Annotated in this window: 34 protein-coding genes and 4 pseudogenes; 1 reads left to right on the top strand and 37 read right to left on the bottom strand. The window is 64.4% G+C overall.

The window, feature by feature from the left end:
* Positions 1 to 32: 32 nt before the first annotated feature.
* The 12 genes and pseudogenes from rplQ to RGU41_RS19515 form a co-directional block, all read right to left on the bottom strand.
* Positions 33 to 545, bottom strand: coding sequence for a 50S ribosomal protein L17 (gene rplQ / locus RGU41_RS19570; RefSeq protein WP_134557999.1), 513 nt, complete (start codon positions 543 to 545; stop codon positions 33 to 35).
* Positions 546 to 592: 47 nt separating this feature from the next.
* A complete protein-coding gene (locus RGU41_RS19565) occupies positions 593 to 1582 on the bottom strand; it encodes a DNA-directed RNA polymerase subunit alpha (RefSeq protein ID WP_134449911.1) in 990 nt (329 codons plus the stop codon).
* Between the two features lie 173 nt (positions 1583 to 1755).
* Positions 1756 to 2154 (bottom strand): 30S ribosomal protein S11, encoded by a 399-nt coding sequence (rpsK, locus tag RGU41_RS19560; protein WP_022883249.1) that lies wholly within the window; start codon positions 2152 to 2154, stop codon positions 1756 to 1758.
* 44 nt (positions 2155 to 2198) lie between these two features.
* A complete protein-coding gene (gene rpsM / locus RGU41_RS19555) occupies positions 2199 to 2573 on the bottom strand; it encodes a 30S ribosomal protein S13 (protein ID WP_134449910.1) in 375 nt (124 codons plus the stop codon).
* Positions 2574 to 2732: 159 nt separating this feature from the next.
* Positions 2733 to 2846, bottom strand: a complete 114-nt coding sequence (gene rpmJ, locus RGU41_RS19550) for a 50S ribosomal protein L36 (protein WP_035834639.1) — start codon at positions 2844 to 2846, stop codon at positions 2733 to 2735.
* Between the two features lie 67 nt (positions 2847 to 2913).
* Entirely contained in the window at positions 2914 to 3135 is a 222-nt protein-coding gene (infA, locus tag RGU41_RS19545; RefSeq protein ID WP_022883252.1) for a translation initiation factor IF-1, read from the bottom strand.
* A gap of 229 nt (positions 3136 to 3364) precedes the next feature.
* Positions 3365 to 4515, bottom strand: a pseudogene (locus RGU41_RS19540) (mannitol-1-phosphate 5-dehydrogenase).
* The gene (locus RGU41_RS19535) at positions 4512 to 4952 is read right to left on the bottom strand and encodes a PTS sugar transporter subunit IIA (protein WP_134449908.1); all 441 of its coding nucleotides are present in this window, start codon (positions 4950 to 4952) and stop codon (positions 4512 to 4514) included. Before RGU41_RS19535 ends, RGU41_RS19540 begins: the two are co-directional and overlap by 4 nt.
* On the bottom strand, positions 4949 to 6439 hold the full coding sequence (locus RGU41_RS19530) for a PTS mannitol transporter subunit IICB (RefSeq protein WP_134558000.1): 1491 nt from the start codon (positions 6437 to 6439) through the stop codon (positions 4949 to 4951). The genes RGU41_RS19535 and RGU41_RS19530 overlap by 4 nt, the downstream gene beginning before the upstream one ends.
* Before the next feature lie 65 nt (positions 6440 to 6504).
* Positions 6505 to 8205, bottom strand: a complete 1701-nt coding sequence (gene ptsP, locus RGU41_RS19525; RefSeq protein ID WP_322137160.1) for a phosphoenolpyruvate--protein phosphotransferase — start codon at positions 8203 to 8205, stop codon at positions 6505 to 6507.
* Positions 8202 to 8510, bottom strand: coding sequence for an HPr family phosphocarrier protein (locus RGU41_RS19520; protein WP_322137159.1), 309 nt, complete (start codon positions 8508 to 8510; stop codon positions 8202 to 8204). The genes ptsP and RGU41_RS19520 overlap by 4 nt, the downstream gene beginning before the upstream one ends.
* A gap of 42 nt (positions 8511 to 8552) precedes the next feature.
* On the bottom strand, positions 8553 to 8855 hold the full coding sequence (locus tag RGU41_RS19515; RefSeq protein WP_322137158.1) for a PTS IIB subunit: 303 nt from the start codon (positions 8853 to 8855) through the stop codon (positions 8553 to 8555).
* Positions 8856 to 9008: 153 nt separating this feature from the next.
* On the opposite strand from RGU41_RS19515, the gene RGU41_RS19510 reads away from it, so the two are divergent.
* The gene (locus RGU41_RS19510) at positions 9009 to 10919 is read left to right on the top strand and encodes a BglG family transcription antiterminator (RefSeq protein ID WP_134449903.1); all 1911 of its coding nucleotides are present in this window, start codon (positions 9009 to 9011) and stop codon (positions 10917 to 10919) included.
* A gap of 20 nt (positions 10920 to 10939) precedes the next feature.
* Here the strand turns inward: RGU41_RS19510 and RGU41_RS19505 are convergent, their stop codons facing one another.
* From RGU41_RS19505 to RGU41_RS19385, 25 genes and pseudogenes are all read right to left on the bottom strand, one after another.
* The gene (locus RGU41_RS19505) at positions 10940 to 11269 is read right to left on the bottom strand and encodes a PTS sugar transporter subunit IIB (protein ID WP_166788281.1); all 330 of its coding nucleotides are present in this window, start codon (positions 11267 to 11269) and stop codon (positions 10940 to 10942) included.
* Positions 11270 to 11467: 198 nt separating this feature from the next.
* Positions 11468 to 12298 carry a type I methionyl aminopeptidase gene (map, locus tag RGU41_RS19500; protein WP_322137157.1) on the bottom strand — a complete coding sequence of 277 codons (831 nt, stop codon included), beginning with the start codon at positions 12296 to 12298 and terminating at the stop codon, positions 11468 to 11470.
* 22 nt (positions 12299 to 12320) lie between these two features.
* A complete protein-coding gene (locus tag RGU41_RS19495) occupies positions 12321 to 12935 on the bottom strand; it encodes an adenylate kinase (RefSeq protein ID WP_174775128.1) in 615 nt (204 codons plus the stop codon).
* Positions 12932 to 14254, bottom strand: a complete 1323-nt coding sequence (gene secY / locus RGU41_RS19490; RefSeq protein ID WP_134449900.1) for a preprotein translocase subunit SecY — start codon at positions 14252 to 14254, stop codon at positions 12932 to 12934. Before secY ends, RGU41_RS19495 begins: the two co-directional genes overlap by 4 nt.
* Before the next feature lie 94 nt (positions 14255 to 14348).
* Positions 14349 to 14894: a 50S ribosomal protein L15 gene (gene rplO / locus RGU41_RS19485; protein ID WP_134449899.1), complete on the bottom strand. Its 546-nt coding sequence runs from the start codon at positions 14892 to 14894 to the stop codon at positions 14349 to 14351.
* The gene (gene rpmD / locus RGU41_RS19480; protein ID WP_174774564.1) at positions 14894 to 15076 is read right to left on the bottom strand and encodes a 50S ribosomal protein L30; all 183 of its coding nucleotides are present in this window, start codon (positions 15074 to 15076) and stop codon (positions 14894 to 14896) included. Before rpmD ends, rplO begins: the two co-directional genes overlap by 1 nt.
* Positions 15076 to 15747, bottom strand: coding sequence for a 30S ribosomal protein S5 (gene rpsE / locus RGU41_RS19475; protein ID WP_104101028.1), 672 nt, complete (start codon positions 15745 to 15747; stop codon positions 15076 to 15078). The genes rpmD and rpsE overlap by 1 nt, the downstream gene beginning before the upstream one ends.
* Positions 15748 to 15782: 35 nt before the next feature.
* Positions 15783 to 16154, bottom strand: a complete 372-nt coding sequence (gene rplR, locus RGU41_RS19470) for a 50S ribosomal protein L18 (RefSeq protein WP_134449898.1) — start codon at positions 16152 to 16154, stop codon at positions 15783 to 15785.
* Positions 16155 to 16156: 2 nt separating this feature from the next.
* A complete protein-coding gene (gene rplF / locus RGU41_RS19465) occupies positions 16157 to 16693 on the bottom strand; it encodes a 50S ribosomal protein L6 (RefSeq protein ID WP_134449897.1) in 537 nt (178 codons plus the stop codon).
* A 6-nt stretch (positions 16694 to 16699) separates the two neighbouring features.
* Positions 16700 to 17098, bottom strand: a complete 399-nt coding sequence (rpsH, locus tag RGU41_RS19460) for a 30S ribosomal protein S8 (RefSeq protein WP_066597609.1) — start codon at positions 17096 to 17098, stop codon at positions 16700 to 16702.
* A gap of 108 nt (positions 17099 to 17206) precedes the next feature.
* On the bottom strand, positions 17207 to 17806 hold the full coding sequence (rplE, locus tag RGU41_RS19455) for a 50S ribosomal protein L5 (RefSeq protein WP_134449896.1): 600 nt from the start codon (positions 17804 to 17806) through the stop codon (positions 17207 to 17209).
* Positions 17806 to 18153 (bottom strand): annotated as a pseudogene (gene rplX / locus RGU41_RS19450) (50S ribosomal protein L24); the annotation flags it as partial. The gene rplE and the pseudogene rplX, both read right to left, overlap by 1 nt.
* 14 nt (positions 18154 to 18167) lie before the next feature.
* Complete coding sequence (gene rplN, locus RGU41_RS19445; RefSeq protein WP_134449894.1) at positions 18168 to 18536, bottom strand: 50S ribosomal protein L14; 369 nt, start codon at positions 18534 to 18536, stop codon at positions 18168 to 18170.
* A gap of 33 nt (positions 18537 to 18569) precedes the next feature.
* Positions 18570 to 18869 carry a 30S ribosomal protein S17 gene (rpsQ, locus tag RGU41_RS19440; RefSeq protein ID WP_134449893.1) on the bottom strand — a complete coding sequence of 100 codons (300 nt, stop codon included), beginning with the start codon at positions 18867 to 18869 and terminating at the stop codon, positions 18570 to 18572.
* Positions 18870 to 18871: 2 nt separating this feature from the next.
* Positions 18872 to 19216, bottom strand: coding sequence for a 50S ribosomal protein L29 (gene rpmC, locus RGU41_RS19435; protein ID WP_134449892.1), 345 nt, complete (start codon positions 19214 to 19216; stop codon positions 18872 to 18874).
* Positions 19216 to 19635 carry a 50S ribosomal protein L16 gene (gene rplP / locus RGU41_RS19430; protein WP_322137156.1) on the bottom strand — a complete coding sequence of 140 codons (420 nt, stop codon included), beginning with the start codon at positions 19633 to 19635 and terminating at the stop codon, positions 19216 to 19218. The genes rpmC and rplP overlap by 1 nt, the downstream gene beginning before the upstream one ends.
* Before the next feature lie 2 nt (positions 19636 to 19637).
* A pseudogene (gene rpsC, locus RGU41_RS19425) lies at positions 19638 to 20400 on the bottom strand (30S ribosomal protein S3).
* A pseudogene (rplV, locus tag RGU41_RS19420) lies at positions 20400 to 20764 on the bottom strand (50S ribosomal protein L22). The pseudogenes rpsC and rplV overlap by 1 nt, the downstream one beginning before the upstream one ends.
* Positions 20765 to 20790: 26 nt before the next feature.
* On the bottom strand, positions 20791 to 21072 hold the full coding sequence (gene rpsS, locus RGU41_RS19415; protein ID WP_134449888.1) for a 30S ribosomal protein S19: 282 nt from the start codon (positions 21070 to 21072) through the stop codon (positions 20791 to 20793).
* Positions 21073 to 21081: 9 nt separating this feature from the next.
* A complete protein-coding gene (gene rplB / locus RGU41_RS19410) occupies positions 21082 to 21921 on the bottom strand; it encodes a 50S ribosomal protein L2 (RefSeq protein ID WP_322137155.1) in 840 nt (279 codons plus the stop codon).
* 25 nt (positions 21922 to 21946) lie between these two features.
* Positions 21947 to 22249: a 50S ribosomal protein L23 gene (gene rplW, locus RGU41_RS19405; protein ID WP_104100968.1), complete on the bottom strand. Its 303-nt coding sequence runs from the start codon at positions 22247 to 22249 to the stop codon at positions 21947 to 21949.
* Entirely contained in the window at positions 22249 to 22899 is a 651-nt protein-coding gene (rplD, locus tag RGU41_RS19400) for a 50S ribosomal protein L4 (protein WP_134449886.1), read from the bottom strand. The genes rplW and rplD overlap by 1 nt, the downstream gene beginning before the upstream one ends.
* Before the next feature lie 4 nt (positions 22900 to 22903).
* Positions 22904 to 23563, bottom strand: coding sequence for a 50S ribosomal protein L3 (rplC, locus tag RGU41_RS19395; RefSeq protein WP_134449885.1), 660 nt, complete (start codon positions 23561 to 23563; stop codon positions 22904 to 22906).
* An 8-nt stretch (positions 23564 to 23571) separates the two neighbouring features.
* Positions 23572 to 23880: a 30S ribosomal protein S10 gene (rpsJ, locus tag RGU41_RS19390; protein ID WP_035834607.1), complete on the bottom strand. Its 309-nt coding sequence runs from the start codon at positions 23878 to 23880 to the stop codon at positions 23572 to 23574.
* Positions 23881 to 24707: 827 nt separating this feature from the next.
* Entirely contained in the window at positions 24708 to 25103 is a 396-nt protein-coding gene (locus RGU41_RS19385) for a hypothetical protein (RefSeq protein WP_322137154.1), read from the bottom strand.
* Positions 25104 to 25216: the final 113 nt, after the last annotated feature.

The raw sequence follows: 25216 nt of genomic DNA, 5'->3' as shown, positions 1-25216 counted from the left end.
GGCCCTTCCAGGTGAAGCGGGTGAAGCGTGGGTTACTTGGCTTCCTCGACGGGAGCCTCGGCAACGACCTCGTCCTCGGCCGGGGCGTCGACGACGGCCTCGGTCTCGGCGGGGGCCTCGACGACGACCGGCGCGACGGCAGCAGCTGCAGCGGCGGACGTCTTCGCGGACTTGACCTTCGGGGTGACGGGCTCGAGGACGAGCTCCATCTGGACCATCGAAGCGTTGTCGCCCTTACGGAAGCCGAGCTTCGTGATGCGGGTGTAGCCGCCCTCGCGCAAGGCGACCTGGGGTGCGATCTCAGTGAAGAGCTCGTGCACGACGGTCTTGTCGCCGATGGTGGCCAGAACGCGACGACGGGCGTGCAGGTCGCCCTTCTTCGCGAACGTGATCAGTCGCTCGGCGACCGGACGAAGGCGCTTGGCCCGCGTTTCGGTCGTCTTGATCGACTTGTGGGTGAACAGCGAGGCGGCAAGGTTGGCGAGCATGAGGCGCTCGTGTGCCGGGCCGCCACCGAGGCGGGCTCCCTTAGTGGGCGTGGGCATTAGTAATCTCCAGTATCAAAAGTCAAAAGTCAGTCGGGAGACTGCTTTTAGATGGTTTCTTCGTCGTAGCCGCTGTAGAAGTGGGCGCCGTCGAATCCGGGCACCGAGTCCTTCAGTGACAGGCCAAGCTCGACGAGCTTGTCCTTGACCTCATCCACCGACTTCTGTCCGAAGTTGCGGATGTTCATCAGCTGGGTCTCCGAGAGGGCGACCAGTTCGCTGACGTTGTTGATGCCTTCACGCTTGAGGCAGTTGTACGAACGAACCGACAGATCGAGGTCTTCGATCGGGATCGACAGTTCGGTCGACAACACGGCGTCGACCGGCGCGGGGCCGATTTCGATGCCCTCTGCCGCGGTGTTCAGTTCGCGGGCCAGACCGAACAGCTCGGTCAGGGTGCGACCGGCGGATGCGATGGCGTCGCGAGGCGAGATCGCCGACTTGGTCTCCACGTCGACGACGAGGCGGTCGAAGTCGGTACGTTCACCGGCACGGGTCGCCTCGACGCGGTAGGTCACCTTGAGCACGGGCGAGTAGATCGAGTCGACCGGAATCTGGCCGGCCTCGGAGTACTCGTTGCGGTTCTGGGTGGCCGACACGTAGCCGCGGCCACGCTCGATGGTCAGTTCGAGTTCGAACTTCGCCTTGTCGTTCAGGGTGGCGATGACCAGTTCGGGGTTGTGCACCTCGACGCCGGCCGGAGCCGAAATGTCGGCGGCGGTGACCTGGCCGGCACCCTGCTTGCGCAGGTACGCGGTGATCGGCTCGTCGTGCTCGCTCGAGATGACGAGTCCCTTGATGTTCAGGATGATCTCGGTGACGTCTTCCTTGACACCGGGAACCGTGCTGAACTCGTGCAGCACGCCGTCGATACGGATGCTGGTGACAGCGGCTCCGGGGATCGAGGAGAGCAGGGTGCGGCGCATGGAGTTGCCGAGGGTGTAACCGAAGCCAGGCTCGAGCGGCTCAATGATGAACCGGGACCGGAACTCCGAGATGTTCTCCTCGGTGAGCGTGGGGCGCTGTGCGATAAGCACTATTGATTCCTTTCGGCAAAGTGTCCGCTATATGACACTTGCGAGGCGAGGTGTTGAGTGTGAAAGAAAAAGAATCGCGCGGGGCCTGGACCGCTCCGTGAGGAGCAGTCCAGGCCCGGCGATCCGCGGCGACCGGGGTCGTCACGAGGACGAACCCGGCCAGTGCGGGTGCTTTAGACGCGGCGACGCTTCGGCGGACGGCAACCGTTGTGAGCCTGGGGCGTCACGTCGTTGATCGAGCCAACCTCGAGGCCGGCGGCCTGAAGGGAGCGGATCGCGGTTTCGCGGCCTGAGCCGGGTCCCTTGACGAACACGTCAACCTTCTTCATACCGTGCTCCTGCGCCTGGCGGGCGGCCGACTCGGCTGCCAGCTGTGCGGCGAACGGGGTCGACTTACGCGAACCCTTGAAGCCAACTCCACCTGAGGACGCCCAGCTGATGACCGCACCGGTGGTGTCGGTGATCGAGACGATGGTGTTGTTGAACGTGCTCTTGATGTGGGCCTGGCCCACGGCGACGTTCTTCTTTTCTTTCTTGCGCGGCTTCCGAACGGCCGACTTGGGTGCTGCCATGAATTTCTCCTGAATCCTAAAGGCGAGACGGGCCAGGCCGAGGCCTAGCGCGCCTTCTTCTTGCCGGCTACGGTGCGCTTCGGGCCCTTGCGGGTGCGAGCGTTGGTCTTGGTGCGCTGGCCGCGGACGGGCAGGCCCTTGCGGTGGCGGATTCCCTCGTAGCTGCCGATCTCGACCTTGCGGCGGATGTCGGCGGCAACCTCACGGCGGAGGTCACCCTCAACCTTGAAGGTTCCTTCGATGTAGTCACGGAGGGCGACGAGCTGCTCGTCGGTCAGGTCCTTGACTCGGATGTTTCCATCGATTTCAGTGTCGGCGAGGGTCTTGAGTGCCCTCGTGCGGCCAACACCAAAGATGTAAGTCAGTGCAACTTCCACGCGCTTATCGCGGGGAATATCAACGCCGGCTAGACGTGCCATTATGGCTTCTCCTGTATATGAGTGGAGGTCTGTAGCAGTGCCCGTTCATCGGCCTCCAACCGATGGTGTCCCCCTCGCGGGGTTCCTGGCACTGCTATTTTCTGTATTCAGTTGAATCGTTCACCAGGGTGAGCCTGTCGGGTGACAGACTCCCACCGGCTAACCCTGACGCTGCTTGTGACGCGGGTTCTCGCAGATGACCATCACGTTGCCGTTGCGGCGGATGACCTTGCACTTGTCACAGATCTTTTTGACGCTGGGCTTGACCTTCATGGTGTGTCCTTGTATTCGCTGTCTTCGTACCCGCGGAATGCCGCGGGCCGTTACTTACAGCAACTTCTTACTTGTAGCGGTAGACGATCCGGCCGCGAGTCAGATCGTAAGGGCTCAGCTCCACGATCACGCGGTCCTCAGGAAGGATGCGGATGTAGTGCTGACGCATCTTGCCCGAAATGTGGGCAAGAACTTTGTGGCCGTTCGTCAACTCAACGCGAAACATCGCATTGGGAAGAGCTTCGACTACTGCGCCCTCGATTTCGATGACACCGTCTTTTTTGGCCATAACTCACTATCACTAGGTATTGATTGCTGGTCGTGCGGGGATATGGTGCTCTAGACACGCCGCAGGCGACGGCATCAGACACCAAGGATTTACTCTATGGTATGAAGTTGCCTTTTGGCAATTCTTCCCTATAATCCCTTGGCAATTGCTGCTGCCGCCGCCCGTTTCAGTGCGGAATCGTGCTGTTGTGTCGCTTCAGTGCCGATTGTGCTTTTTGAGCCTGACGGACCTAGAGCGTGCGCTGCACGCCTTCGACGACGGTGACGACGTCCGAGAAGAGCGGATGCGTCGCGTCGAGCCCGCAGACATCCGTCACGAAGCCCGCGGCCGTGAGGCTGCGGAGCTTGGCCTGGAGTTCGACGCTCTGCTCGTCGTCCGCCACGTCGAAGCGGAGGGCTGCGCCGACCGCCTCGAGCAGTGCCGTCGGGCGGGTGCCGCGTTCGGCGATCTCCGCGGCGGGGCCGATGAAGCGTTCGTGCCTGCTGAGCTTGCGGAGCGGCTGGCGTCCGACGCGCTGCACGGTGTCGGGAAGGGCCGGGTTCTTGAACCGAACCAGGATCTTCTCGCGATAGGCGCGCTGGGCGGCTTCGTCGAGCCCGTGCTTGGCCACCAGGAGGGCGCTGGTCTCCTCCAGGACGCGCCGGGCGCCGTCAAGCACCTCGGGTACCAGGAGGGCGTCCGAGATCTTCGTGACGCCGGCAACGGAGCCGAGGTAGGCGACCGTTGCGTGGCCGGTGTTGACCGTGAACAGCTTGCGCTCGATGTAGGGCGCGAGGTTGTCGACGAAGGTCGCACCGGGGATCACGGGCACGGCGCCGTTGAAGGCGCCGCGCTCGATGACCCACTCGTAGAAGGCCTCGACGGTGACGTCGATGCCACTGCCGTCCGCCTGCCCGGGAACGATCCGGTCGACGGCTGTATTGGCGAAGGCGACGCGGGCGTTGACGGCCGCGCGATCTCCCTCTGCCACGTGGAGCCAGACCTGTTCCGCGAGCACGTCGGTCGCGTTGATCGCGTTCTCGCACGCCATCACGGCGAGCGGGGGCAGCGACGCGTCGCGGGCCGCGAGTCCGGCGGCGATGACCGGGGCCACGAAGCGCAGCACGGTCGGGCCGACGGCGGTCGTGACGATGTCGGCCGTCGCGATCTCCTGGATCAGGGCGGCCTCGTCGGTCGCGCTGTTGATGGCGCGGAAGTTGTCGACCACGCGAGTGGTCGACTCCTCCCCGCCTCATGCACCGAGTAGGTCGTCGCGGCCTTGAGGGCGTCGATCAGGGAAGCATTCACATCGGCGAAGACCACCTCGTATCCGGCGTCGTGAAGCAGGAGGCCGACGAATCCGCGACCGATATTGCCTGCACCGAAGTGAATTGCTTTCATTCTGCGTTGACCTCCTCGAGGAGAGCGTAAATCTCTCCTGCATTTCCTGCATCGATCAGTTTCTGTACTTCGTCCTCGTCCGAGAAGACGATGGCGATCTTCGAGAGGATCGCGAGGTGCTCGTTGTTGAGCCCCGCGATCCCGACTGCGAACCGGACCGGGTTGCCGTCCCAGTCGATGGGCGTGTCATAGCGGACGAGGGAGAGCGCCGAATGAAGGATCGACTCCTTCGCCTCGTTCGTGCCGTGCGGGATGGCGAGGAAGTTGCCCATGTAGGTCGACACACTCGCCTCCCTGTCGAACATCGAATCGACGTACGCCTGGGTCACTGCACCCGCGGCGACCAGCAGTGCGCCGGCCTCCTTGATGGCGTCGTTCTTCGTGGTGGCCGTTCCCGCGGCCACCACGTTGCCGGGCTCGAGGATCTGATCGGTCACAGTGTGGCCTCTGAGTCCGCCTTGCTCTGGAGCAATTCGACGACCTCGTCGTACTTCGGGCTGTTCATGAAGTTCGACACCGAAACGTGCACGGATGCCGGTGACTTCTGCTGGGCCCTCGCGGTGAGGTCCTGGTGGGTGATGACCAGATCGGCGGTGCCGTCGAGGTTCGCGATGGCCTGGTTGGTCACCGTGATTCCTTCGATACCGGCCTTCTTGATCTTGTTCCGCAGGACGGAGGCGCCCATGGCGCTTGACCCCATGCCTGCGTCGCACGCGAAGACGATGTTCCTCAGCTGGTGGCCTGCGGCGGCCGCGGTGGCGGCATCCGTGGTGCCCGCAGCGGCGAGGTTGCCGAGGACGCTCGAGGACTTGCCCTTGAGGGCTTCGGTCTTCGCGACGGCCTCGGTGAGGTCGTTGTCGAGTCCGGCGGCGATGTCGCGCTTGCGGCTCGCACGGAGGATAACGGAGGCGATCAGGAACGACACGGCCGCGGAGCCGATGACCGAGAGGACGACGCCGACGTAGCTGTCCGGTGCGGTCTGAAGAAGCACGGCGAAGATGCTGCCGGGCGAGGCCGGGGCGCGGAGGCCGGTGTGGAACGCGACGTTGATCGCGACGCCGGTCATGCCGCCGCCGATGGTGGCGAGGATGAGGATCGGCTTCATCAGGACGTAGGGGAAGTAGATCTCGTGGATTCCACCGAGGAACTGGATGATGATCGCGCCGGGTGCACTGGCCTTGGCCAGTCCGACCCCGAAGAAGGAGAACGCGAGGAGCAGGCCGAGGCCGGGGCCGGGGTTCGCCTCGATCAGGAAGAGCAGCGACTTGCCGGATTCAGCAACCTGCTGCACGCCGATCGGGGTGAACACGCCGTGGTTGATGGCGTTGTTCAGGAACAGCACCTTGCCGGGCTCGACGAGGATGCTCGCGAGCGGCAGCAGGTTGTTGGAGACGAGCCAGTTGACTCCGCCCTCCAGCATGGTGCTGAAGCCGGTCACGACCGGAGCGATTCCGAAGAACGCGCCCAGGGCGAGGATGGCGCCGAGGATACCCGAGGAGAAGTTGTCCACGAGCATCTCGAAACCGGGGCGGATCTTGCCCGCCCACAGGCTGTCGAGCTTCTTGAGGAGCCAGGCGGAGAGCGGACCGACGATCATCGCACCGATGAACATCGGGATCGCGCTGCCGACGATGACGCCCATCGTGGCGATCGAGGCGATGACGCCACCGCGGACGCCGTAGACCATCCGGCCACCGGTGTTGGCGATCAGGAGCGGGAGCAGGTACAAGATCATCGGGTCGACCATCTTGGCGACGGTCTCGTTCGGGGTCCAGCCGGTCGGGATGAAGAACGCGGTGATGAGGCCCCACGCGATAAACGCCGCGATATTGGGCATGATCATGCCGCTGAGGAAGGTGCCGAAGCGCTGCACGTGGACGCGCGCTCCGCCTCCGCTCTTCGTGTCAGTTGACGTCGTCGTCATTTCTCTGCCTTTCGTTGTGTGTTCGGGTTGTGATTGCGGGTGAGCGGTGAAACGACTCGCACGGACTAGTCCGTGTGAGAGAAGGTGGCGGCGAGCTTCGTCGCCGCGGCGCGAGCGGATGCCGCGCCGTCTGCCGCGAGGGCGACCGCGGCGAGTTGCCCGGCCTCCTCCGCGCTGAACCGGGCGAGTTCCGCCCGGACGTCGGAGAGTGCCGCAGAGGACATGGACAGGCTCGTGGCCCCCAGTCCGACGAGCACGACGGCGAGCAGTGGGTCCGCCGCCGCCTCTCCGCACACCCCGACCGGTTTGCCGCTGGAGCGGCCTGCTTGGCCGACCTCTCCGATCAGGCGAAGCACGGCGGGGTGCCACGGGTTCTGGTAGCCCGCCACGGAACCGAGGAGACGGTCGGCGGCGAGGGTGTACTGGGTGAGGTCGTTGGTGCCGATCGACGCGAAGTCCGCGTGCTGCAGGATGCGGTCGGCCAGGAGTGCTGCCGAGGGGATCTCGACCATGACGCCGGCCGTCTTGAGCCCGAGCTTGTGGGCGAGTTCCACGAAGTAGGTGGTCTCCTCGACCGTTGCGACCATGGGCGCCATCACCCAGACGTCGGCGTCGGTCGCGGCATCCGCTTCGGCGAGCGCGGTCAGCTGTTCGCGGAGGATGTCTTCGGAGGCGCGCAGGGCCCGGAGGCCGCGGAGGCCGAGTGCGGGGTTCTCCTCCGCTGCGTCGTTGAGGAACGCGAGCGGCTTGTCGCTTCCGGCGTCGAGCGCACGCACCACGACCTTCTTGCCGGGGAAGGCATGCAGCAGGCGTGCGTACTGTTCCGCCTGCTCGAGGATCGTCGGTGCGTTCCGGGAGCCGAGGAAGAGGAACTCGGTGCGGAACAGGCCGACACCTTCCGCGCCCAGTTCGACGGCCCTGGCGGCGCCGTCGGCGGAACCGAGGTTCGCGAGGAGCGGGATCGGGGTACCGTCCCGGAGTCGGCCGGGGCCGGTCGGGGCCTGGGCGCGCAGGGCGCGGGCACGGATGCGGGCTTCGGCCGTTTCGACTTCGGCCTCCGTCGGGGAGACGGTCACGGTGCCGGCTGCGGCGTCCACGATCACGAGGGTGCCGTCGGCGAGGTCGGTTGCCCCTGCGGCGCCGACGATCGCGACGATCGCCTTGTCGCGGGCGAGGATCGCGGTGTGGGAGGTGGGGCCGCCGTCACTCGTGACGAGACCGAGAACGCGGGTGAGGTCGAGCAGCGCGGTGTCGGCGGGGGCGAGGTCGTGGGCGACGAGGATGAACGGTTCTTCCTGCTCCGGCACGCCGGGGGCTGCCCGGCCGCCGAGCTGGGCGATGACCCGCTGGGACACGTCGTCGAGGTCTGCCGCACGCTCGGCGAGGTACCCGCCGAGTTCGGTGAGCTGGTCGCGGAAAGCGGAGAAGGCCTCGAACACGGCGCGTTCCGCGGTCTTGCCGGTCGCGAGCCGTTCGGTGAGGTCGTCGACGAGAGTGGGGTCCTCTGCCATCATGGCCTGGGCTTCGAGGACTTCCTGGGCCGCTCCGCCTGCGCGTTCGGCGCGGCCTTCGAGGTCGACGGCGACAAAACGCTGCGCGGCCGCGGCTCGGGCGCCTTCGTCCTCCGGGGTGAGTGCGCTGGGGGTGTCGGTCGGTTCCGGGAGCGGTTCGGGCATCCGCAGCACCCGGCCGATGGCCACGCCCTGGCCGATGCCGGTTCCGGTCAGGTCGGTGCCGGACGTGGCGGATGCCGTCGCGAGGCTCATACCGCGACCCGCGTTTCGGAGGCCGCCGCGTCCGCGGCAGGCAGGTCGTGGTCGGCGGCGAGCAGGGATACGAGGGTGTCGAGGGTGGCACTGGCCCCGTCGTCGACGGTCGCGATGGTGGCCTCGTCGCCGTTGCCGAGGCCGAGGGAGATCACGGCGAGGATGCTGGCGGCGTTGACCGCCTTGCCGCCGGCCTTTTCGATGGTGACCTTGACGCCGGAGTCGGCTGCCGCCTTGGTGAAGAGTTTCGCGGGGCGGGCGTGCAGGCCGTTCGCCGAGCCGATTCGAACTGTGCGTTCAATCATCGGTGGGGTTCCTTCCGGTGGAGAGTGGAGTGCTGTACTGGGTCATGCCACGGCTGCGAGCGCCGCGTCGAGTGCTTCGGCTCCGTCGCGGGCCTTGAAGATCGTGTCGGCCAGGAGAGCGCAGCCCACGCCGTGTTCGGCCGCCTGCGCCCGGATCTCGGGGAATCGTGCGGCCAAGTGCGGGCCGACGAGCAGGGCGTCGATGCCGTCGAGGGCATCGGGGAGTTCTGTTTCGCTGGCCGCGGCGACCGTGGCGACCAGGCCACGCTCGGAAATGGTCCGGCGCATCCGCAGCGCGACGAAGGTGCTGGACGCGCCCGCACCACAGATCACAAGAATCCTCATTGACTCAGCCTTTCGGTGTTTCGACTCTTTCAGTTTCGTCCGATGGCCTGGCCCCGGCCAGTAGAGCTGTTTCCGCACCCCGGAAACACGGCGCGGGAATACCGGAGGGGTGCAGCATGATTGACTAGCTACGACAATGTGGAGTTTTGTGCGATGAGCGACAAACAAACGCGGATGCTGGAGTATCTGTCGCAGACGCCGGTCTGGGTGACCGCCGGCGAACTCGCCGACCACCTCGGGGTGACCCCTCGGACCGTGCGCAGTTACGTGACGAACGTGAAGGCGGCGGCGCATCCGCTCGACGTGATCGAATCGGGGACGGCCGGGTACCGGTTGGATCTCGAGGCGTACGCCGTGTTCCGGTCGAGCCGCAAGCCGGTCGAGCCGGACACCAGGCAGAACCGGCTCTATGCCCTCGTCAGGCGGCTCACCGAGTCGGACAGCGGCCTCGACGTGTACAGCCTCGCGGCGGAGCTCTTCGTGAGTGATTCGACGATCGAGGCCGATCTCGCCCGGGTGCGGTCGCTGCTGCCGGAGACCGGGCTCACGCTCGGGAGGCGCGGCAGCGTCGTGACCCTGGCCGGATCGGAGACGGACCGGCGCCGGCTGCTCAGCCGGATGTTCCGCGAGGAGACCGACCGCGGGATGCTCAACCTCGAGACCATCCAGCGCGAGTTCGCGTCGAAGAGCCTCAGCGCGTTCAAGACCGACCTGATCGCCATGCTCGACGCCCAGGGCTATTTCGTGAACGAGTACGGCACCAACGACGTGCTCCTGCACGTGGCGATCGCCGTCGACCGCGTCACCAAGCGCGCCGCGCCGCTCCCCGCCGAGCCGGAGGCCACTCCCCCTGACGAGATGACCAGGGCCCTCGCCGTGCTCATCAAGCGGCACTTCGACGTCGAGCTCGCGCTCGGGGACCTCGACTACATCGGACTCCTCCTCACCACCCGGGTGATCACGCCGGGTCACGACCAGCCGGCGAAGAAGCTCATCGAGAACTTCGTGCGCCCGGAGGACCTCGACGCGGTCAGGCAGATCGTGACGCAGGCGAGCGAGGAATTCCTCGTCGACCTCACCGAGGAGACGTTCATCGTGCGGCTCACCCTGCACGTTCGGAACCTGATCAACCGCGCCCAGGACCGGTCATTCGCACACAATCCGCTCACCCGGTCCATCAAGACGGGCTACCCGATGATCTACGAGCTCGCGGTGTACATCGCGAGCCAGTTGCAGCGCCAGGAGCGGATCGTGATCAACGACGACGAGATCGCGTACATCGCGATGCACGTCGGCGCGCACCTGCAGCAGCAGTCCCGCCGGGTCGACCTCGTCAGCTGCGCTATCGTCTGCCCGAACTATTACGACATGCACGTCCTGCTGCGGGAACGCATCGAACGTGTCCTCGGCGATGAGCTCGAGGTCGTCTCCGTCGTCACGAGGAGCGACGTGGACTGGAGCGGGCTCGAGGCCGACCTCGTGCTCACGACGATCGATCCGGGCAGCCTCGGTGACGGGATCATCGTCATCCAGCCGTTCCTGACCGAAGCCGACATCGAGCGGGTCCGGAAGGCCGCGAGCCGGGTGCGCCGGCTGCGCAGGCGCGCGCATCTCAAGGACGACCTGCTGCAGTTCTTCGACGCCTCGCTGTTCTCGCACAACTTCTACGCGAACGACGAAAACGCCATGATCCGCGCGCTCGGCGACCGGATGGCCGCGCAGGGCATCATCGAGCCGGAGTACATCGTCGGCGCGATCGAGCGCGAACTGATGAGTTCGACGGCGTTCACCGACAACCTGGCCGTGCCGCACTCGATGTCGATGACCGCGAACCGCACGTCGATCGCGATCGTGATCAACGACACCCCGATGGACTGGGGCGAGGCTCGGGTCAACGTCGTCGCGCTCGTGGCGTTCAGCGCCGCGGGGCGCAAGAGCTTCCAGGATGTCTTCGACCAGTTCGTCGAGGTCTTCTCCGACCGCAACGACGTGCAGCGGCTGGTCCGCAGGTCGGTCGACTTCGCATCCTTCATCGACGAGCTCGTGCACCTGATGGACCAGTAGCCCTCACGGGGAAACCGGGATCAGGCGCGCAGTTCCGCCCAGCCGCGCGATTTGAACGCGTAGATGGCGAGGTCGAGTGCCTCGTCGCCGTTCTGGGAGGCGAACACGGTGTCGGGCAGGAGCGCGACGCCGACGCCCCGCTTGATCGCCTCCGCGCGGATCTTCTCGTAACGCGGGGCCAGATACGGGCCGACGAGCAAGACGTCGATCGGGTCCAATGACCCGGGAAGGTCGGATTCGCTGCCGGCGTGAACCGTTAGTTCGAGACCCCTGGCCTCACCTGTGTGGCGGATGCGATGGGCGACGAAGGCGCTGGACGCCCCGGCACCGCAAACTACGAGAATCCTCATTGACCTGCTCATTTCTTCGGCGGGCTCTGCCCACTTCCATCTTCCCGCTAATCAGGGCCTTTGGCTAGCGGATGCCGCGCCCCGGCGCGCCGTCTCCCGCCCGCGAGAGTGCACTTTTGGCCCTTAAGACCGGGTCTTAAGGGCCAAAATTGCGCTCTCGCGGAGGTACGCGCGCGTGTTGGGGCGGCGGCGGGGTGGTTAGGGGATGGGGACGGGGATGACGCCGAGGGCGGCGAGCTGGGCTGCGCCGCCGTCCTCGGCGGTGAGCACCCAGATGCCGTCCTTGTGCACGGCGACGCTGTGCTCCCAGTGCGCGGCCGCGAGGCCGTCACTCGTCGCGACGGTCCAGTCGTCGTCGCGGACGAAGGTGTCGATCGATCCGAGCACGACCATCGGCTCGATGGCGACGACGAGTCCGGGCTTGACCTCCGGTCCCTTCTGGCGCACCCGGTAGTTGAAGACAGGAGGGGCTTCGTGCATGGACCGGCCGATGCCGTGGCCGACGTAGTCGGTCAGGATGCCGTAGCTGCCCTGCGACTCGATGTAGTCCTCGATGGCGTCGCCGACCTCGTTGAGGTACCGCGCCTCAGCGAGGCGGGCGATCCCGTGCCACAGGGACTGCTCCGTGACGTCGGAGAGTTTCTGGCGTTCGGCCACGACCTCAGGCCTGCTCGGGTCCGGGATCACGAAGCTGAAGGCGGCGTCACCGTTCCAGCCGTCGAGGATCGCGCCGCTGTCGATCGAGACGATGTCGCCAGGGGCGAGGACACGGGCGCCCGGGATGCCGTGGACGACGTCCTCGTTCACGCTCGCGCACACCGTGTGGAAGTAACCCTGCTCGAGCTTGAAGTTCGGCAGGCCGCCGCGGGCCACGATTGCGGCCTCTGCGGCCGCATCGAGCTCGAGGGTCGTGACACCGGCCCGCATCAGAGCGCGGGCCGCGTCGAGGGACGCGGCGGTCGCGAGGCCCGGTGCGATCATCAGCCGCAACTGTGCCGGCGACTTGTAGATGGATCGACGAAGGCTCATTGCCTGGTTCCCCGCAAACGGATCAGGACGCGCTCGGTGCGTCCGTGTTGATGTCGACGGCGTGAAGCTCGCGCTCCGCGAGGGCACTCAGAATGCGCTCGGTCACCGCATTGACGGCACCGAGGCCGTCAACGGTGACAACGAGCCCGCGGGCCCCGTACACGTCGATAAGCGGAGCGGTCTGCTCCGAGTAAACCTCGAGACGGTGACGGATGACGTCGGCCGTGTCGTCCGCTCGGCCCTGTTCGGCCGCGCGCTTGAGCAGACGGGCGACGACCTCGTCGGTGTCCGCTGAGATCTGGACGACGGCATCGAGTGCGGTGCCTTCGGCGTCGAGCAGGCGGTCGAGCTCGTGCACCTGTTCGAGCGTGCGCGGGTAACCGTCCAGGAGGAAACCGCCAGCGGCATCCGCCTGGGCGAGCCGGTCGGCGACGATCTCATTGGTCAGCGAGTCGGGCACGTAGGCGCCCTTGTCCATGAACGCCTTGGCTTTGAGGCCGAGTTCGGTCTGGTTCGTCACGTTGAAGCGGAAGATGTCGCCGGTCGAGACGGCGGGGATACCGAAGGCAGCGGCCAGGCGAACCGCCTGGGTGCCCTTGCCGGCGCCGGGCGGGCCGATCACGAGCAAGCGGGTCATCGGAGGAGCCCTTCGTAGTGACGCTGCTGCAACTGGGAGTCGATCTGCTTGACCGTCTCGAGGCCGACACCGACGATGATCAGGATGCTGGCGCCGCCGAACGGGAAGTTCTGGTCGGCTCCGATCACCGAGAATGCGATCAGCGGCAGCAGGGCGATCAGGCCGAGGTAGAGCGCACCGGGCAGGGTCACCCGGGTCAGCACGAAGTCGAGGTACTCGGCCGTCGGGCGTCCGGCACGGATGCCGGGGATGAATCCGCCGTACTTCTTCATGTTGTCGGCGACCTCTTCCGGGTTGAAGGTGATCGCGACGTAGAAATAGGTGAACCCGACGATGAGCAGGAAGTACATCAGCATGTAGAGCGGGTGGTCGCCCTTGGTCAGGTTGTTCGTGACCCAGGAGACCCACGCCGCCGGGGCCTGTCCGGCAGCCGGCTGGTTGAACTGCGCGATCAGGGCCGGCAGGTACAGCAGCGAGGACGCGAAGATCACAGGGACGACGCCGGCCATGTTGACCTTGATCGGGATGTACGTGTTGTTGCCGCCGTAGGTGCGTCGTCCGACCATCCGCTTGGCGTACTGCACCGGGATGCGTCGTTGCGACTGTTCGACGAACACCACGGCCGCGACGACCAGCAGTCCGACCGCGATCACGATCAGGAAGGTGTCGAGGCCCTTCTGGTTGAGGATCGAGCCGAGGGAGTTCGGGAAGCGGGCCGCGATGGACGTGAAGATGAGGAGCGACATGCCGTTGCCGATGCCGCGCTCGGTGATGAGCTCACCCATCCACATGATGACGCCGGTGCCTGCCGTCATGGTGATGACCATGAGCATGATGGCGTACCAGGCGTCGTTGGTGATGAGCTGCGAGCACTCGGAGCTGGAGGAGGTGCCGAACAGCGCACCGCTGCGGGCGACCGTGATGAGCGTCGTCGACTGGAGGATGCCGAGGGCGATCGTGAGATAGCGCGTGTACTGGGTGAGCGTGCTCTGCCCGGACGCGCCCTCTTTGTAGAGGGTCTCGAAGTGTGGGATGACCACGCGCAGGAGCTGCACGATGATCGAGGCCGTGATGTACGGCATGATGCCGAGCGCGAAGACCGACAGCTGCAGCAGCGCGCCACCGCTGAACAGGTTGACGAGTTCGTACAGGCCACTGGTGCCCTGGTTCGCCGCGAGACACGCTTGCACGTTTCCGAAGTCCACAAAGGGAGAGGGGATGAACGAGCCCAGTCGGAACAGAGCCACGATACCGAGGCTGAATCCGATTTTCTTACGAAGGTCGGGCGTGCGGAAGATCCGCGCTATGGCGCTGAACAAAAGGCCTCCAGTTACTAACGTGAAACGAGCCTGCCGGGGCCGCTATCGAATGAACGATGGCGACGCCCGACAAGCTCGATCAGCGTCTACGGACTTACTTGATTGAGCCACCCGCGGCGACGATCTTCTGCTCAGCTGAGCTGGAGACCTTGTCGACCGCAATGTTCAGCTTAACGGCAATTTCACCGTTACCGAGCACCTTGACTTTTTCGTTGTCACGAACGGCGCCCTTGGCGACCAGGTCGGCGATGGTGACATCGCCACCGTTCGGGTAGAGCTCGGCAAGACGGTCGAGGTTGACGACCTGGTACTCGACGCGGAACGGGTTCTTGAACCCGCGCAGCTTCGGGGTACGCATGTGCAGAGGCATCTGCCCACCCTCGAAGCCGATGCGCACGTTGTAGCGTGCCTTGGTGCCCTTGGTGCCACGACCCGCGGTCTTACCCTTGGATCCTTCACCGCGGCCGACGCGCATACGGTCCTTCTTCGAACCGGGAGCGGGGCGAAGGTGGTGGACCTTCAGCACCTGCTCGCGCTTCTCAGCGGGTGCAGTCTTCGCGGCCGCAGCCTTGGGGGCAGCCTTCTTTGCGGTGGCGGGCTTGGTTGCTGCCTTGGCGGCAGCGTCCTTCTCGTCAGCCATTAGTCAATCTCCTCGACCTTCACGAGGTGAGCAACCGTGTTGACATAGCCGCGGTTCTGCGAGTTGTCCTCGCGGATCACGACAGCGCCAATGCGCTTGAGACCCAGGCTGCGAAGCGTGTCGCGCTGGTTCTGCTTCTCACTAATTTTGGACTTGATCTGTGTCACTTTGAGGCGAGCCATCAGGCACCTGCCTTTGCTGCCGCTGCTGCAGCAGCAGCCGCGGCGTCGGCGCGCAGGAAACGGGCCGGGGCCACGTCTTCGTACGCGAGGCCACGACGGGCGGCAACGGCACGCGGCTCTTCGAGCTGGTGCAGTGCCTCGACGGTGGCGTGGACGATGTTGATGGTGTTCGACGAACCGAGCGACTTGCTCAGGACGTCGTGGATGCCGGCGCATTCGAGCACGGCGCGGACGGGGCCACCGGCGATAACGCCGGTACCGGCAGCGGCGGGACGCAGCAGGACAACGCCCGCTGCGGCTTCGCCCTGGACGGGGTGCGGGATCGTCAGGCCGACGCGGGGAACGCGGAAGAAGTTCTTCTTCGCTTCCTCGACGCCCTTGGAGATAGCGGTCGGGACCTCGCGGGCCTTGCCGTATCCCACGCCGACGAGTCCGTTGCCGTCACCGACGACGACGAGGGCGGTGAAGCTGAAGCGACGACCACCCTTCACCACCTTGGAAACGCGGTTGATGGTGACAACGCGCTCCAGGAACTGGCTCTTGTCGGCGTCGCGGCTTCCGCGATCCTTGTTCGGGTTGCGCTCACGGCCACCACGACGAGCCTCACGAGGCTCGTTCTGTGCCGGAGCGGTTGACGCAGCGGTTTCGACGGGTGCCTCAGCGGCCACCACGGTCTCCTTGGCTGCTGTGTTACTGGTTTCAGCGGTCACAGGTTCAATCCACCCTCTCGAGCTCCCTCGGCGATGGCAGCGACGCGTCCCGCGTACTTGCTGCCGCCACGGTCAAATACGACGGCGTCGATACCGGCGGCCTTCGCGCGCTCGGCGACGAGTTCACCGACCTTACGGGCCTTGGCGGTCTTGTCACCATCGAAGGTGCGCATGTCCGTCTCGAGCGTGGATGCCGACGCAAGGGTGAAACCCTTGCTGTCGTCGACGACCTGCACGAAGACGTGGCGAGCCGAACGGGTGACGACGAGACGGGGACGAAGCTCCGTCCCAACGACCTTTTTGCGAAGACGTGTGTGCCTGCGTCCGCGGGCAGCGGCCTTGCTCTTACCTCTAGTTCCGAGACCCATGGTTACTTACCACTCTTTCCGGCCTTGCGGCGAACAATCTCGCCGGCGTAACGCACACCCTTGCCCTTGTAGGGCTCAGGCTTGCGAATCTTACGGATGTTGGCGGCGACCTCGCCGACGGCCTGCTTGTCGATGCCACCGACCGTGAGGCGGTTGACGCCCTCGACGGTCAGGGTGATGCCGACGGGCGGCTCGATGAGGACCGGGTGTGAGAAGCCAAGGGCGAACTCGACCGCGGTGCCCTTCTGGGCGACGCGGTAACCGGTACCGACGATCTCGAGGCCCTTGGTGTAACCCACGGTCACCCCGATGATCTGGTTGGCGATCAGGGTGCGGGTCAGGCCGTGCAGCGAACGCGATGCGCGCTCGTCGTCCGGACGGGTGACGACAACGTGGCCGTCTTCGATCGACACCTGGATCGGGTTGGCGACGGTGAGCGCAAGCTCACCCTTCGGGCCCTTGACGCTGACGAGGCGGCCCTCAGTGGCAACCGTGACATCCGCGGGGATCGGGATGGGGAGTCTTCCAATACGTGACATTGTCGACTACCACACGTAGGCGAGAACTTCTCCGCCTACGCCCTTCTTCTCGGCCTGACGGTCGGTGAGCAGACCGCTGGAGGTGGACAGGATGGCAACGCCGAGGCCACCGAGAACGGTGGGGATTTCGGTCGACTTTGCGTACACGCGCAGGCCGGGCTTGGAAACCCGCTTGATGCCGACGATGGAACGCTCGCGGTTCGGACCGAACTTGAGGTTCAGCGTGAGGGTCTTTCCGACCTCTGCATCCTTGACATCCCAGGCGGAGATGTAACCCTGCGCCTTGAGGATGTCTGCGATGTGCGCTTTGAGCTTGCTGTGCGGCATCGACACTGTGTCGTGGTACGCCGAGTTAGCGTTGCGCAGTCTGGTCAGCATGTCTGCGACCGGATCTGTCATTGTCATTTGTGGTGCCTTTCTCGCCTGGTTTCGTTCATCCGTTACACGGGTGACGACCTTGGTCGTGGTGGGGCTGGACGGTTGTCCAGCCCCAGGGTTCAAAACTAGCCGGTACTACTTGGTGTTCTCGGCCGTCTGGAAGGGGAAGCCAAGCGCCTTGAGCAGCGCACGGCCTTCTTCGTTGTTCTTGGCGGTCGTCACGATGGTGATGTCCATACCGCGAAGACGGTCGATCCGGTCCTGGTCGATCTCGTGGAACATGACCTGCTCGGTGAGACCGAAGGTGTAGTTGCCTGCACCGTCGAACTGCTTGTCCGAGAGGCCGCGGAAGTCACGGATACGGGGAAGGGCGAGGCTCAGAAGCCGGTCCAGGAATTCCCACATGCGGTCGCCGCGGAGGGTGACGTGGGTTCCGATGGGCTGTCCTTCGCGCAGTTTGAACTGCGCGATGGACTTGCGGGCCTTGGTGACCTGCGGCTTCTGGCCGGTGATCTTGGTGAGGTCGGAGACGGCGCCATCCATGATCTTGCCGTCGCGAGCTGCCTCGCCGACACCCATGTTGACGACGATCTTCACGAGGTTCGGAATCTGGTGAACGTTCGTGAAACCGAGCTCGGTGGAGAGCTTGGCGGAGATCTCGTCGCGGTACTTCTGCTTGAGACGCGGAAGCGTCTTGACGGGCGCTTCGCCCGCAGCAACGATCGTGTCGGTCATCAGAGGTCCTTCCCTGACTTCTTGGCGTAACGGATGCGGACCGTCTTGGTGACGCCGTCCTTCGTTACCTCTTCGATGCGGACGCCGACGCGAGTCGGCTTCTTGGTCTCCGGGTCGACGATGGCCACGTTGGACGCGTGGATCGGCGCCTCCATGGTCTCGATGCCGCCGGTCTTGGTGCCGCGCTGGGTCTGGCCGACACGAACGTGCTTCGTGACGAAGTTGATGCCCTCGACGAGGACACGGTTCTTCTCCACGAGCACGGCGATGACCTTGCCCTGCTTGCCACGGTCGCCGCCGCGTGCCTGGCTGCGGCCGCTGATGACCTGTACGAGGTCACCCTTTTGAGTCTGGCCATGATTTAGATAACCTCCGGTGCCAGCGAGATGATCTTCATGAACTTCTTGTCGCGAAGCTCGCGACCGACCGGTCCGAAGATTCGGGTGCCCCGGGGGTCACCGTCGTTCTTCAAAATCACTGCGGCGTTCTCATCGAACTTGATGTACGAACCGTCTGGACGACGGGTCATCTTCTTGACGCGAACGACGACGGCCTTGACGACGTCGCCCTTCTTGACGTTTCCGCCCGGGATCGCGTCCTTGACGGTGGCGACGATGGTGTCACCGAGGCCTGCGTAACGACGACCGGAGCCACCGAGGACGCGGATGGTCAACAGTTCCTTGGCACCCGTGTTGTCGGCAACCTTGAGTCGTGATTCTTGCTGAAGCACTTTTTATACCCTTCTATCAAGTAAGCGCGAGGCTTACTTGGCCTTCTCGAGGATCTCGACCAGGCGGAAGCGCTTGGTGGCGCTCAGCGGACGGGTCTCACTGATCAGGACCAGGTCTCCGACGCCGGCGATGTTCGCCTCGTCGTGGACCTTCAGCTTGGACGTACGGCGGATGACCTTGCCGTACAACGGGTGCTTCACGCGGTCTTCGACCTCGACAACGATGGTCTTGTCCATCTTGTCGCTGGTCACGTAGCCGCGCAGCGTCTTCCGGTAGCCGCGAACGAGAGCTTCTGCCTCGGCTGCGACGACCGTTTCGTCAGTCTTCGCCATGACTAGGCCTCCTTCGTTTCGACGGCCTCAGCGACAGCATCCGTTTCGGATTCTGCAGCCTTAGGGGCCTTCTTGGGCTTCTTCTCTGCCTTGTCGGCCTTGACGGCCGCTTCGACCGGTGCGGGCGTCGGGCGAATGCCCAACTCGCGCTCACGGAGAACCGTGTAGATACGAGCGATGTCGCGCTTGACCGCGCGGAGGCGGCCGTGGCTTTCAAGCTGACCGGTGGCCGACTGGAAGCGCAGGTTGAACAGCTCTTCCTTGGCCTTCTTCAGCTCGTCGAACAGTCGTTCGTTTTCAAAAGTGTCGAGCTCGACTGAGGCGAGCTCCTTGGATCCGATCGCCATTATGCGTCGCCCTCCTCGCGCTTGATGATGCGTGCCTTCAACGGCAGTTTGTGAATGGCGCGGGTGAGCGCTTCCTTGGCGACGATGTCAGTGACACCGCCGATTTCGAAGAGCACACGACCCGGCTTCACGTTGGCGACCCACCACTCCACAGAACCCTTACCGGAACCCATGCGGGTTTCGGCCGGCTTCTTGGTGAGCGGGCGGTCAGGATAGATGTTGATCCAGGCCTTGCCGCCGCGCTTCATGTGACGGGTGATCGCGATACGAGCGGACTCGATCTGACGGTTGGTCACATACGCGGGGGTGATGGCCTGGATGCCGTACTCGCCGAACGACAGCTCGGTGCCACCGGTTGCGTGGCCGGTGCGGCCCGGGTGGTGCTGCTTACGGTGCTTGACTCTGCGTGGAATCAACATGGTTATGCCTCAACTCCTGCTGCAACCGGCGCCGCGGCCTCTGCGCGGGGCGCACGGCGGGGTCGGTCGTCACGACGCTCGGGGCGGGACGACTTAGCGTTGGCCTGCTCGCGGGCGAGTTCCTTGTTGGTGATGTCGCCCTTGTAGATCCAGACCTTCACGCCGATGCGGCCGAAGGTGGTCTTGGCTTCGTAGAAGCCGTAGTCGATGTTCAGCACGCAGGGTGTGCAGTGGCACGCGTCCCTCGCGGTAGAACTCCGAGCGGCTCATCTCAGCGCCGCCGAGACGACCGGACACCTGGATGCGAACACCCTTGGCGCCGGCGCGCTGGGCGCCCTGCAGGCCCTTGCGCATCGCGCGGCGGAAAGCCACACGAGCGGAGAGCTGCTCTGCGATGCCCTGGGCAACGAGCTGGGCGTCGACCTCAGGGTTCTTGACCTCGAGGATGTTGAGCTGGATCTGCTTGCTCGTGAGCTTCTCGAGGTCGGAGCGGATCCGCTCGGCCTCGGCGCCACGACGACCGATCACGATGCCCGGACGGGCGGTGTGAATGTCGACGCGAACGCGGTCACGGGTGCGCTCGATCTCGATGCGCGAAACTCCCGCGCGGTCGAGGGTCGTGCTCAGCAGGCGGCGGATCTTGACGTCTTCAGCGACGAAGTCGCTGTAACGCTGGCCCGGCTTCGTGCTGTCAGAGAACCAACGCGACACGTGGTCGGTCGTGATTCCCAGACGGAAGCCATACGGGTTTACTTTCTGACCCATTACTTCGTACCCTCCTCAGGAGTGGCGAGCACAACAGTGATGTGGCTCGTACGCTTCTTGATCTGGAATGCGCGACCCTGTGCGCGGGCCTGGAAACGCTTGAGGGTCGTACCCTCATCAACGAATGCCTGGCTCACGAAGAGGTCCTGCTCGTCCAGGTATGTGTTCGCTGCATCGGCCTTGACTCGTGCATTCGCGATGGCCGAGGCCACCAGCTTGTACACCGGGTCGCTGGCGCCCTGCGCTGCGAACTTCAGGATTCCCAGGGCCTCGTGGGCCTGCTTGCCGCGGATCAAGTTGACGACGCGACGAGCCTTCTGGGGGTAACGCGGATGTGACGCACGCGTGCGATCGACTCCACCATTTCTTCTCCTCCTTCACGTCACCGCGTTAGCGGCGACGGCCCTTCTTGTCGTCCTTCACGTGACCACGGAAGGTGCGGGTGGGCGCAAACTCGCCGAGCTTGTGCCCGACCATGCTCTCGGTGACGAACACCGGGATGTGCTTGCGTCCGTCGTGAACCGCGATGGTGTGCCCGAGCATGTCGGGGATGATCATAGAACGGCGCGACCAGGTCTTGATTACGTTCTTGCTGCTGGCTTCATTCGCCCGGACAACCTTGCGAAGCAGGTGGTCGTCAACGAAAGGGCCTTTCTTGAGACTGCGTGGCATCGTCTACTCCTACTTACGCTTCTTGCCGACAGTACGGCGACGAACGATGAGCTTGTCGCTTTCCTTGTTCGGGTGCCGGGTACGGCCTTCTTTCTGGCCCCAGGGGCTGACGGGGTGACGTCCACCGGACGTCTTTCCCTCGCCACCACCATGTGGGTTGTCAACCGGGTTCATGGCAACACCACGAACGGTTGGGCGAACGCCTTTCCAGCGCATCCGGCCGGCCTTGCCCCAGTTGATGTTCGACTGCTCGGCGTTGCCGACCTCGCCGATCGTGGCGCGGCAGCGGGCGTCGACGTTGCGGATTTCTCCGGACGGCAGGCGCAGCTGGGCGTAGATGCCATCCTTCGCAACGAGGCGAACCGACGAACCGGCGGAGCGGGCCATCTTGGCACCGCCGCCCGGACGCAGTTCGACCGCGTGGATGATGGTACCGGTGGGGATGTTCTTCAACGGCAGGTTGTTGCCGGGCTTGATGTCAGCACCCGAACCCGACTCGATGATGTCGCCCTGGTTCAGCTTGTTCGGGGCGATGATGTAGCGCTTGGTGCCGTCAACGAAGTGCAGGAGCGCGATGCGCGCCGTGCGGTTCGGGTCGTACTCGATGTGAGCGACCTTGGCGTTGATGCCATCTTTGTCGTTACGACGGAAATCGATGAGACGGTACTGACGCTTGTGTCCACCACCGATGTGACGGGTGGTGATGCGACCCTGGTTGTTACGGCCACCGGTCTTGGACAGGGGGCGAAGCAGGGACTTCTCCGGGGTCGAACGGGTGATCTCTGCGAAGTCCGCAACAGATGAACCGCGACGACCAGGAGTCGTGGGCTTGAACTTACGAATAGCCATTTCTTATTCCTCTAGTCCGCGCCGCTTAGCCGACGGCCGTGAAGATGTCGATGGAACCGGACTTGAGCGTGACGATGGCACGCTTGGTGTCCTTGCGCTTGCCCTGACCGAACTTCGTGCGACGCGTCTTGCCGATGCGGTTCATGGTGTTGATCGAAGCGACCTCCACCTTGAAGATCTTTTCGATCGCGAGCTTGATTTCGGTCTTGTTCGAGCGCGGGTCCACGATGAAGGTGTACTTGCCCTCGTCGATCAGGCCGTAGCTCTTCTCAGAGACGACCGGAGCGATGATGACGTCGCGGGGATCCTTGTTGATCGGGGTAGCCATTATGCGGACACCTCTTCCTTCTTGGTCTTGCTCGCCACGAACGCGTCGAACGCGCCCAGGGTGAAGACGATGTCGTCGCTGACGAGAACGTCGTAGGCATTCAGCTGGTCCCAGGACAGCACGTGCACCGTCGGGAGGTTGCGGATGCTGCGCAGTGTCAGCTCATCGGTGCGCTCGAGAACGACCAGCACGTGCTTGCTGCTGGCGATCTGGGTGAGCAGCGTGATGGCGCCCTTGGTGCTGGGCGTCTCTGCAGTGAACAGTGCGGTGACGACGTGGAGACGGTCGCCGCGGGCGCGGTCGGAAAGCGATCCGCGCAGTGCTGCCGCGATCATCTTCTTGGGGGTGCGCTGTTCGTAGTTGCGGGGCGTCGGTCCGTGGACGATGCCACCGCCGGTCATCTGGGGCGCGCGGATCGAGCCCTGACGAGCGCGACCGGTTCCCTTCTGCTTGAAGGGCTTGCGACCGGCACCGGAAACTTCTCCGCGGCGCTTGGTCTTGTGCGTGCCCTGGCGTGCGGCAGCGAGCTGCGCGACGACGACCTGGTGGATCAGGGGGATGTTGGTCTGGACGTCGAAGATTTCGGCGGGCAGTTCAACGGAACCGGACTTTGCGCCGGTTGCATCGATGAGATCGAGCGTGGTGGCCATGCGGTTACGCTCCCTTCACGGCAGTGCGGACGAATACGAGGCGGCCCTTGGCACCGGGAACGGCACCCTTGACCAGCATGAGGCCCTTCTCGGCATCAATGGCGTGAACCTTGAGGTTCAGCACGGTGACGCGCTCGCCACCCATACGACCGGCCATGCGCATGCCCTTGAAGACACGGCTCGGGGTCGAGGAAGCACCGATGGAACCGGGCTTGCGGTGGTTGCGGTGGGAACCGTGGGAGGAGGAGACACCCTTGAAGTTGTGACGCTTCATAACACCGGCGAAACCCTTACCCTTGCTCGTGCCCATGACGTCAACCTTGGAGCCGGCAACGAAGACACCGTCAACGGTGAGTTCCTGTCCCAGGGTGTAGTCAGCGGCATCCGCGGTGCGGAGCTCGGTGAGGTGACGGCGAGGCGTGACGCCCGCCTTTTCGAAGTGTCCGGCGGAAGGCTTGTTCACCTTGCGCGGGTCGATGGCGCCTGCAGCGATCTGGACGCCGGCGTAGCCGTCGATTTCCTTGCTGCGGATCTGGGTGACAACGTTCGGCGAGATCTCGATGACGGTGACGGGAACGAGCTTGTTGTTCTCGTCCCAGACCTGGGTCATGCCGAGCTTCTTGCCGAGGAGACCCTTGGTGGTCTTGGTATCGGAGTAAGACATCGCGGGCCCTAGAGCTTGATCTCGATGTTGACGTCCGCCGGAAGGTCGAGACGCATGAGCGAGTCGACGGCCTTCGGGGTGGGGTCAATGATGTCGATCAGACGCTTGTGGGTGCGCATTTCAAAGTGCTCCCGGCTGTCCTTGTACTTGTGAGGGGAACGGATGACACACACCACGTTCTTCTCGGTCGGAAGCGGCACGGGGCCGACGACTGTCGCGCCCGCACGGGTCACGGTGTCGACGATCTTGCGCGCCGAGATGTCAATGACCTCGTGGTCGTAAGACTTAAGCCGAATGCGGATTTTCTGTCCCGCCATGTCGAACTCTCTTTCTTGTCAAGGCTTCGTACATCCCGAAGGCTGCATTGGACGCCGTAGTAGCACTGCTGCTGTCGCACCACTGTTCATCTGTCAATTTCGATTCCTCGTCCCGCAGCCTTCCAGCCGCACGACTTTGAACCGAGCCAACCGCTTCTCCATACCGGGGCATGGGGGAAGGCATGGATTTCCCATGCTTTCCCGGCTGTTGGTTTAAGCTCTGTTCTGCTACCCGCGGCCTAACCGTGCGCCCTGTGGACACCGGTTATGCACTGCCTGGCAGTGATCCCGACACCGCGTGCAGCGCGGCAGTCGAAAGTGTTGAACTAGAAGAGTCTGCCACAGGGGTAGGTCTTTGTGCAACCCGGGCGTGTCGCGACCGGCGTGTCGCGCGTTTCGGCCCCCTTTCGCCCCGTTTCCAGCGCTTCGCTGCCCGTTTCGCGCTCGTTTCCCTCTGCCGGGGCCCGCGCTCGATACAGACACGCCATTCACCACGTGCGGAGGCCCGGTCTCCGAACAGGCAGCCCAAGCTCCAGCAGACGCCCGCGCAAAGCGCATCCTGCTCAACGCAATGGAGAAACCCCAGCGAGTGAAGCCGTGCACCTGCCGACGCACCCCATCTTCACGGCGCTTTTCATCCCACAGCACTTCCTCGGGCGTACGCCCGTCCCTCATGACGGGATCGAAGTACTTGATCTTCCCGTCAGCCTCCCCCAATGCTGATAGTCGGCTAGGACAACAAGTGGTCCGCAGGGTGGTCCGGTGGAATGTGTTCAGTCATGCTGCAGAGCATGTGACCCACGGAGCACATCTGGAGGTCGAAGGCGTCATTCGTGCGTTACCGACGACATCCACTCCTGTGGAGGACTGCGTTCAGACTCGAGCGCGGGTGTTCCGCCGTTCAGCGCCTGGCACAGCACCCGCGGAACGGCGGAACACCCGCGCTCGAGTGGTGCATCCTGAGCGCCGCGGCCGACTCGGACGCTCGCTGCGGACGCTCGCCGCGCGAGCGCTAGTCGGTGCCGACGTGAGTGTCGGCGGCGGCGCGGGCCTGCTCGATCTGGTCTTCGAACTTGTTGCCGGTGACCTTGTTGATCCGCGTCGGCCGTGCCGTCGAGCAGCTTGTCGCTGATGTCCTCGGCCTGCTCGCTGTGCAGGGCCTCGGTGACCTTGCTGTCGCCCAGGAACTCCTGGGCCTTCTTCGTGATGTCGTCCAGTCCCATGATCCACTCCAGTCCGGCCGCTTCAGTGCGACCGCGACCCACGATAGAACCGGGGCACGCCCACGACAAGGGTCTCGCGGGGACGCAAAAACGGGCCGGCCCCGAAGGACCGA

The organism is Cryobacterium sp. 10C3, from assembly GCF_034314285.1.
Classification (GTDB): Bacteria; Actinomycetota; Actinomycetes; order Actinomycetales; family Microbacteriaceae; genus Cryobacterium; species Cryobacterium glucosi.
This window is presented reverse-complemented; position numbering and strand designations above follow the sequence as displayed.

What these genes read in the sequence shown, in the direction of transcription:
- rplQ (WP_134557999.1), bottom strand. Translation starts at nt 545, where the DNA reads ATGCCCACGCCCACTAAGGGAGCCCGCCTCGGTGGCGGCCCGGCACAC.
- rpsK (WP_022883249.1), bottom strand. Translation starts at nt 2,154, where the DNA reads ATGGCAGCACCCAAGTCGGCCGTTCGGAAGCCGCGCAAGAAAGAAAAG.
- rpsM (WP_134449910.1), bottom strand. Translation starts at nt 2,573, where the DNA reads ATGGCACGTCTAGCCGGCGTTGATATTCCCCGCGATAAGCGCGTGGAA.
- rpmJ (WP_035834639.1), bottom strand. Translation starts at nt 2,846, where the DNA reads ATGAAGGTCAAGCCCAGCGTCAAAAAGATCTGTGACAAGTGCAAGGTC.
- infA (WP_022883252.1), bottom strand. Translation starts at nt 3,135, where the DNA reads ATGGCCAAAAAAGACGGTGTCATCGAAATCGAGGGCGCAGTAGTCGAA.
- RGU41_RS19530 (WP_134558000.1), bottom strand. Translation starts at nt 6,439, where the DNA reads ATGACGACGACGTCAACTGACACGAAGAGCGGAGGCGGAGCGCGCGTC.
- ptsP (WP_322137160.1), bottom strand. Translation starts at nt 8,205, where the DNA reads ATGAGCCTCGCGACGGCATCCGCCACGTCCGGCACCGACCTGACCGGA.
- RGU41_RS19520 (WP_322137159.1), bottom strand. Translation starts at nt 8,510, where the DNA reads ATGATTGAACGCACAGTTCGAATCGGCTCGGCGAACGGCCTGCACGCC.
- RGU41_RS19515 (WP_322137158.1), bottom strand. Translation starts at nt 8,855, where the DNA reads ATGAGGATTCTTGTGATCTGTGGTGCGGGCGCGTCCAGCACCTTCGTC.
- RGU41_RS19510 (WP_134449903.1), top strand. Translation starts at nt 9,009, where the DNA reads ATGAGCGACAAACAAACGCGGATGCTGGAGTATCTGTCGCAGACGCCG.
- RGU41_RS19505 (WP_166788281.1), bottom strand. Translation starts at nt 11,269, where the DNA reads ATGAGGATTCTCGTAGTTTGCGGTGCCGGGGCGTCCAGCGCCTTCGTC.
- map (WP_322137157.1), bottom strand. Translation starts at nt 12,298, where the DNA reads ATGAGCCTTCGTCGATCCATCTACAAGTCGCCGGCACAGTTGCGGCTG.
- RGU41_RS19495 (WP_174775128.1), bottom strand. Translation starts at nt 12,935, where the DNA reads ATGACCCGCTTGCTCGTGATCGGCCCGCCCGGCGCCGGCAAGGGCACC.
- rplO (WP_134449899.1), bottom strand. Translation starts at nt 14,894, where the DNA reads ATGGCTGACGAGAAGGACGCTGCCGCCAAGGCAGCAACCAAGCCCGCC.
- rpmD (WP_174774564.1), bottom strand. Translation starts at nt 15,076, where the DNA reads ATGGCTCGCCTCAAAGTGACACAGATCAAGTCCAAAATTAGTGAGAAG.
- rplR (WP_134449898.1), bottom strand. Translation starts at nt 16,154, where the DNA reads ATGGGTCTCGGAACTAGAGGTAAGAGCAAGGCCGCTGCCCGCGGACGC.
- rplF (WP_134449897.1), bottom strand. Translation starts at nt 16,693, where the DNA reads ATGTCACGTATTGGAAGACTCCCCATCCCGATCCCCGCGGATGTCACG.
- rpsH (WP_066597609.1), bottom strand. Translation starts at nt 17,098, where the DNA reads ATGACAATGACAGATCCGGTCGCAGACATGCTGACCAGACTGCGCAAC.
- rplE (WP_134449896.1), bottom strand. Translation starts at nt 17,806, where the DNA reads ATGACCGACACGATCGTTGCTGCGGGCGAAGCGCCCGTCAAGACGCTT.
- rpsQ (WP_134449893.1), bottom strand. Translation starts at nt 18,869, where the DNA reads ATGGCGAAGACTGACGAAACGGTCGTCGCAGCCGAGGCAGAAGCTCTC.
- rpmC (WP_134449892.1), bottom strand. Translation starts at nt 19,216, where the DNA reads ATGGCGATCGGATCCAAGGAGCTCGCCTCAGTCGAGCTCGACACTTTT.
- rplP (WP_322137156.1), bottom strand. Translation starts at nt 19,635, where the DNA reads ATGTTGATTCCACGCAGAGTCAAGCACCGTAAGCAGCACCACCCGGGC.
- rpsS (WP_134449888.1), bottom strand. Translation starts at nt 21,072, where the DNA reads ATGCCACGCAGTCTCAAGAAAGGCCCTTTCGTTGACGACCACCTGCTT.
- rplB (WP_322137155.1), bottom strand. Translation starts at nt 21,921, where the DNA reads ATGGCTATTCGTAAGTTCAAGCCCACGACTCCTGGTCGTCGCGGTTCA.
- rplW (WP_104100968.1), bottom strand. Translation starts at nt 22,249, where the DNA reads ATGGCTACCCCGATCAACAAGGATCCCCGCGACGTCATCATCGCTCCG.
- rplD (WP_134449886.1), bottom strand. Translation starts at nt 22,899, where the DNA reads ATGGCCACCACGCTCGATCTCATCGATGCAACCGGCGCAAAGTCCGGT.
- rplC (WP_134449885.1), bottom strand. Translation starts at nt 23,563, where the DNA reads ATGTCTTACTCCGATACCAAGACCACCAAGGGTCTCCTCGGCAAGAAG.
- rpsJ (WP_035834607.1), bottom strand. Translation starts at nt 23,880, where the DNA reads ATGGCGGGACAGAAAATCCGCATTCGGCTTAAGTCTTACGACCACGAG.
- RGU41_RS19385 (WP_322137154.1), bottom strand. Translation starts at nt 25,103, where the DNA reads ATGGGACTGGACGACATCACGAAGAAGGCCCAGGAGTTCCTGGGCGAC.